Origin of the sequence: Collinsella sp. D33t1_170424_A12 (genome assembly GCF_015554865.1) — a bacterium.
Taxonomy (GTDB): domain Bacteria; phylum Actinomycetota; class Coriobacteriia; order Coriobacteriales; family Coriobacteriaceae; genus Collinsella.
In genome coordinates, this window is sequence record NZ_JADNJJ010000141.1 from 1 (window position 1) to 5,216 (window position 5,216).

General features: G+C 64.1%; 4 protein-coding genes. All 4 read right to left on the minus strand.

Annotated elements, in window-relative coordinates; genetic code table 11:
* Positions 1 to 97 precede the first annotated feature (97 nt).
* Positions 98 to 1,300: a DegT/DnrJ/EryC1/StrS family aminotransferase gene (locus I2E26_RS06100; protein WP_195420020.1), complete on the minus strand. Its 1,203-nt coding sequence runs from the start codon at positions 1,298 to 1,300 to the stop codon at positions 98 to 100.
* A 30-nt stretch (positions 1,301 to 1,330) separates the two neighbouring features.
* Positions 1,331 to 3,067, minus strand: a complete 1,737-nt coding sequence (gene murJ / locus I2E26_RS06105) for a murein biosynthesis integral membrane protein MurJ (RefSeq protein ID WP_229056457.1) — start codon at positions 3,065 to 3,067, stop codon at positions 1,331 to 1,333.
* Positions 3,068 to 3,565, minus strand: a complete 498-nt coding sequence (gene ybaK, locus I2E26_RS06110; RefSeq protein WP_147588866.1) for a Cys-tRNA(Pro) deacylase — start codon at positions 3,563 to 3,565, stop codon at positions 3,068 to 3,070.
* Between the two features lie 106 nt (positions 3,566 to 3,671).
* Positions 3,672 to 4,970: an NlpC/P60 family protein gene (locus I2E26_RS06115; protein WP_195420021.1), complete on the minus strand. Its 1,299-nt coding sequence runs from the start codon at positions 4,968 to 4,970 to the stop codon at positions 3,672 to 3,674.
* Positions 4,971 to 5,216: the final 246 nt, after the last annotated feature.

A 5,216-nucleotide genomic window follows, 5' to 3' on the forward strand; every position in this document is an offset into this window, starting at 1 on the left:
TAACCTGCATGCTATCCCCGTTTCACCCTATCTACTCTTGTTGGACTCCTCATCATAAGCCCCTCGCAGATACGGCGCGGACCGCAGACCGCAGACTCTATGAAGAGACCACGCTCCGCACGACCTCGCAGACGCGATGGGCACCCGCAACGTCGACATCCGTTGGCAGCGTGGCAACGCACGCCACGAAGCGGTCGTTCGCAGCGAGTCCCGAACGATCTTCGGGCACGTGGTAGGCGGCTTTATCCAGCACGCCAGGGCACAGCTCGGGGCGGTACCACGCCGATGTGTAGTACCCCGCGCGGCACACTTCGGAAACCATGCGATCCGCCGTAGCGGTATCTGCGGCAAGCACGGGAAACTTCAGCAGGGGCTGGGTATCTCCGGAGATAGCGGCCTGCGGGATCTCGATGCCGGGAACGCCGCCCAGTTCGCTTCGATAAACGGATGCGACCGCGGCGCGCGCGTCCTCGACGCGGCCGAGGCCCTCGAGCGCCACCAGTGCCTTCTCGCATACGAAGCGCGAGGGCCGCATGGGATCGTACGGGAGCTGTCCGCGACGCTCGTCATCGGAAACAGCCGGCTCGAACAGACCGAGGGCGGGAAGCACGCGGCGCAGACCGCGCACCAGCGGACGCGGCAGATGCCCGAAGACACGGAGCTGAAAGCGGTTGACGCGCGCGACGAAGGCGATGCGGGCGGGCGGCGCGGGCAGCACGGCAAGACGTGCGGAGAGTTCGTCCACCACCTCGGTGAACGGGGAACGGGGGTTCACCCACACCGCGCCGCCAAACAGCGTATCGAGCACCTTTTCGATACCGAACGAGTGAATCGATATATCGGCGAGCGGGTGGCCCTCCTCGTCCACGGCCATGCGCCCGACGCAATGCGCGCAGTCCTCGATCACAACCGCGCCCGCGGCGTGCGCACGCTCGACCAGCCGCCGCGAAGCCGCGTCGTCGATAATGCCGTACGTATGCTGCAGCATGACGGCACGGCAATCATCCGGCAACGCAAGGCGATCAGGGTCGATGGACGCGGTGTCAACCGAGATGTCGGCATAGAGCGGCGTCAGACCCGCTGCAAGGATGGGGTCGACGGCGGTGCAGCAGGTGAGCAGCTGCGTGACGACCACGCCCTCGCCCATGCGCGAGCGAATCGCATCGAAGGCAACGCGCATGCCGTAGCGGGCTTTGAACACGCAATGCCAATCCATCTCGACGGTACCCGTCCGACGGGCCAGGAGCGACGCGATGCGCTGTTCGAGAGTCTTCCCCGCCGTCTGTTCGAGCGAAGCCATGCCCGGGTCCTTTCTCCTAGTAAAACTGCGCTAGCGCGCGAGGCTCGGGATGAAGCGAGCCAGGATAGCGGTGAGGAACGATGCCTCCGGGATACGGAGCTTCGCCGCGATGCCGAAGGTGACCAACAGCGCCGGTAGGCCACCCGCGACGGCATAGAGCATCGACTGGAGCATGCCGCCGGAAAGCGGTCCCACGAACGTCTGGAGCGCCCACAAGATAACGGCGCCCACGAGCGCGCCGAGGCCGCCGAGCGCGCAGGCGCGCAGCCCCGATACGACGATCGACCGGAACCCGATGCTTCCGAGTTCGCGCCGAAGGATGAAGAATGTGACCAGATCGATGGACACGAAGAAGAACGTCGAGCTGAAGCCCACGACGTTGAACCCGTACACCGGTGTGAACACAAGGCAGATGACGATCTGGATGGCGCCCGCGATGCACTCCGCGATCGCGAACAGGTACATCTTACGCAGCGACGAACAGGCCTTCTGCAGATACGTGCACACACCGTAGCCGGGCAGCGAGATGGAAAGCCACACGAGATAGTTGGCAAGCTGGGAAACCGACTCGCCCGTCATGCGCGAGCTGCTGAGCATGCCTGCCAGGCACGGTGCAAACACCATGAGATACATGGCGAAGGGTATGAGCAGGAACAAGATCTTGCCCGACCCGTCGCGGATGCCCTTGACGTACGCCTTCATGTTGCCGCTCGCCACGAACGAGGAGAGCTCGGTAAACATAGCCGTGGTGATGGGGATGGCGAACACCGAATATGGCAGCATATACCAGATGCGCGCGTAATACGTGATGGATGCGCCGTTGGGGTTCACCGACAGCGAGCAGCTGCTCTGCACCGACGTGGTGGCGAACGACACGAGCGTCACGATGAGCGTGGGGATGCCGATGCTAAGCGTTTCGCGGATGCAGGGGTCATGCAGATCGATGCGGAAACGCAGGCGCACGCCATGCCTTCGCAGCGCGGGTATCTGCACCGCCACCTGCGATAAGACGCCCAGGGGGCTGCCGATGGCCAGCGTGAGGATGGCGATATCCTGCATGCCGCGGTCGACCAGAAAACCGTAGAGGAAAAACGATGCCGTGGTGATGATGTTGTTGACCACGGGGGCCGCGGTGCTCCAGAAGTAGTCGCGCTCGGCGTTGAGCACGCTCGAGATAACCGACGACAGCGCGTAGAGCACGATGGAGATCGCAAAGAACCTGAAGAAGTAGACCGACAGGTCGCGATCGAACTCGGCGCTGGCATTGAAGGACTGCGTCCAGATGATCTCGCTTGCGAAAATAAAGGAGAGAACGGCCAATCCGGTCATGAGCAGCGTGACGAGCGACAGCAGGTTGGATGCGTACGCGCTCGCGCCCTCGCGGCCCGCCCGACGTTTCACCGACACGTATACCGGAAGGAACGCCGTGACGAGCATACCGCCCATCACGAGCTCGTACAGGGCGTTCGGCATGCCGTTGGCAACCGTGAACGCGCTTGCGGTGATGGAGGCGCCCAGACCGTACGCCTGCGCCCACGTGCGGAAGAATCCCGTGATACGGCTGATGATGACGAGGCCGCTCATGAGGGCGGCCGACTTGCCAACGGCCTCGGCATCCATGCCGTCGTCCTCCGTCGCGGCGAGCTCCTCCCGCTCAGCGCCCCTCTCGCTACCGGCAACGGCGATCGCGCTGGGCGAGTCGACGACGGCGTCGGCGAAATGCCTGCCCGCCGGACGCTCGACGCGCTCGGTATCCTGTCGAGCCATCTATTGCTCCTCCCTGCACAGCGGGGCCACACGAGCACCCGTGAACGAAATCAGATCGAGCGGCGCCAGCTTGAGCTGGATGCCGCGCCTGCCTCCCGAGATGAAGATCTCGTCGTACGAACGGCAGCTCTCGTCGATGAGCGTGGGAAAGCGCCGCTTCATCCCCACGGGCGAACAGCCCCCGCGCATGTATCCCGTCGTAGGGACCAGGTCCTTCACATGCAGCATCGTCAAGGATTTGACACCGGCCTCGCGCGCGGCGGCCTTGAGGTCGAGCTCGCGTGCGACGGGGATGCAGCATACGACGTGCTCCCCCGTTGCCGAAACCGTGACGAGGGTCTTGAAGCCCTGACCCGGGTCTTCGCCCAGCTGCTCGGAAACGTGAATGCCCGAGAGATCGTTTTCATCCACCTCGTAGGTGAGAACGGAAAACGCGATGCCGGCTCGCTCGAGCTCGCGCATCGCATTCGTCTTTGCAATCTTTGCTTTTCCCGCCATGCAACCAGCTTTCCGCGGTATCGGTGCGGTGACCGCGCACCGCGGCCATCAATGAATAAAAAACCGGCGGCGACTCGCACGCCGCCGCCGGTGAACAACCTAAGGGCTAGACGATGGGGCCGCCGCCCATGAAGCCGCCGATGAAATCGAGCGTGCGCACGCCCACACCGGCACCGGGGATCGAATCGATCATCTGGCCGTTGCCGATATAGATGCCCACGTGGCCGGGACGCCTGCCGGCGTGCTTGAAGAACACCAGGTCGCCATAGGCGAGCTTGCTGCGATCGGTGGTAAGGCGCGAGCCCACCGAGTAGTAAAGGCTCTCGGGGCTGTTGCTGTTGGAGCCAAGGCCGAGCGCGTAGTCGATAACGCCCGAGCACGTGAACCAGGAGCTGTTGGGGTCACCGGTCCAGCGGTAGCCCGAATAGGAATAACCCGAGCCGATGATGCCCCACGCGCGGTTGACCATGGTCTGCGCGGCGCCGGAGGTGGTGTGGTTGCCACCGCCCGTGGTACCGCCGCCCGAGCCGCCGCCCTGGTTGCCGCCGCCCGATCCAGTCGAGCCGCCGCCCGTGGCACCGCCGCCCGATCCGGTCGATCCGCCACCCGATCCAGTAGATCCGCTTCCGCCAGTCGTACCGCCGCCCTGGCTGGTCGAGCCGCCGGAGCCGTTCGAGCCGCCCTGCTGCGGACGCTGCTGCGCCTGCTGCTGGGCTTCGAGCTCGGCCTTCTTGCGAGCCTCCTCCGCCTCCTGGCGGGCCTTCTCGCGCGCGGCCTCCTGCTCCTCCTTGATCTTGGCCTTGACCTCGTCGGAGAGCTGGTTGTAATAGGCCTGCGCGTCGGATGCCGCGGCAGCGGCAGAGTTGGCCTTGACCTTCTGGTCGGAGACGAGCTTCTCCTGCTTGACCTTATCGGCCTCGAGCGAGGCCTTCTTGGCGGCAAGCGACTCCTGGAGTTCCTTGGACTGGGCGATCACGCCCTGCTGATGCTCCGCCGCTTTATCGGCATAGCGCATGCTCGAAACCAGGCTATCGAAGCTATCGGCGTTGAACAGCAGGTTGAAAAGACTCAGGGATCCGCCCTTGTATTGATTAGTGGCAAGGATGCCGAGCTCCTTCTGAAGGAGTGCGAGCTGCGCCTGCTCCTCCTTGATTTCGGCCTCGGTCTGGACGATGCTGTCCTCGGTGGCCTGAAGGGCGGACTGAACGCTCTGCAGGTCGTAGCCGGCCTGCTCGGCTTGGGAATACAGCCTATTGAGCTGTTCCGACGCGGCGTCGAGCTGCTGCTGGAGCTCGGCGGACGTGACGCCGTATGCATTCATGGGCACGCCGGCAAGGCCGAGGCCCAGTACTAAGGCGAAGGTGGCTGTCGGAATGGCAACGTGGCTGCGTTTGAAGTGTGCCATTGGTACAAACATCTCCTAACGTAAGCGCCTCGCACGCATCATGGCACGCGAGACACGTCTGGCTCGCGCATGGGCGAGCGATGGACGTCGCTATATTCTAGCAGCATGCCGCGCCACGACCACGGCTTCCATCCCCCCTCCACACGCCCCGAGCGCGGCCAGCCGCCGAACACCGGTGGGCCATCCGCCGACCCGATGTTTGCGATGTACCCCATTCGGGCATAATGCGACCAGTTTCTCGGGGCA

Bases quoted from the DNA above. Each gene is read 5' to 3' on its own strand.
- ybaK (WP_147588866.1), bottom strand. From the start codon at position 3,565: ATGGCGGGAAAAGCAAAGATTGCAAAGACGAATGCGATGCGCGAGCTC.
- I2E26_RS06100 (WP_195420020.1), bottom strand. From the start codon at position 1,300: ATGGCTTCGCTCGAACAGACGGCGGGGAAGACTCTCGAACAGCGCATC.
- I2E26_RS06115 (WP_195420021.1), bottom strand. From the start codon at position 4,970: ATGGCACACTTCAAACGCAGCCACGTTGCCATTCCGACAGCCACCTTC.
- murJ (WP_229056457.1), bottom strand. From the start codon at position 3,067: ATGGCTCGACAGGATACCGAGCGCGTCGAGCGTCCGGCGGGCAGGCAT.